The sequence below is a fragment of the Xanthomonas populi genome, from assembly GCF_002940065.1.
GTDB lineage: Bacteria > Pseudomonadota > Gammaproteobacteria > Xanthomonadales > Xanthomonadaceae > Xanthomonas > Xanthomonas populi.
The window spans coordinates 1-578 of record NZ_MDEJ01000315.1 but is presented as its reverse complement, the minus strand read 5'-3'; the positions used below and the strand labels follow the sequence as shown (position 1 = coordinate 578).

1 pseudogene is annotated in these 578 nt (G+C 56.2%); it reads right to left on the bottom strand.

The features are described 5' to 3' along the window. Positions 1 to 137: 137 nt before the first annotated feature. Positions 138 to 455 (bottom strand): annotated as a pseudogene (locus XpopCFBP1817_RS21065) (IS30 family transposase); the annotation flags it as partial. Positions 456 to 578: the final 123 nt, after the last annotated feature.

Genomic DNA, 578 nt, shown 5'->3' with positions numbered 1-578 from the left:
CGCTGATTTTTTGAAGGTATGGTCATCATCCAGTGCGTGTCACCACGGCTACGACTTGGTTGTTCGAGGTGCCCTTAACTTAAGAAAAAACGGCGCTTTCCCCTTTCGGGGAGCGCCGTTTTTATTGGACAGCGGTCTCAAGACTCACGTGCAACAAGTGATGTGAACGTTGCGAGTTCGTCTTCCATTGCCTCGCTGGGTGGTGTCCAGCCCAGGCTTTTCCGTGGACGGGTGTTCATCAGTCAGGCGATGTGAGTGAGATATTGCTGACTGACCCAAGACAGGTCCGCTCCTTTGGGCAGCAACTGGCGAAGCAGGCCGTTGGTGTTCTCGTTGCTTGCGCGCTGCCAGGGCGCAGGCGGGTCGGCAAACCACACCTCCATGTTTACCCCATCCATCAGCTTGACGTAGCGCGTCAGTTCTGTCCCGTGATCATAGGTCAGGCTTGTTCGCACCCGCACAGCACCGGCGGCTTCAACTCTGATTCGCAACACCAAAGGTTGTGAAGTAGTCCAGGCGACCTGACCTGAACGACTTCACCGCCAAGTGGAGTTGCCCATGTCATCCAGCCGCCTGGA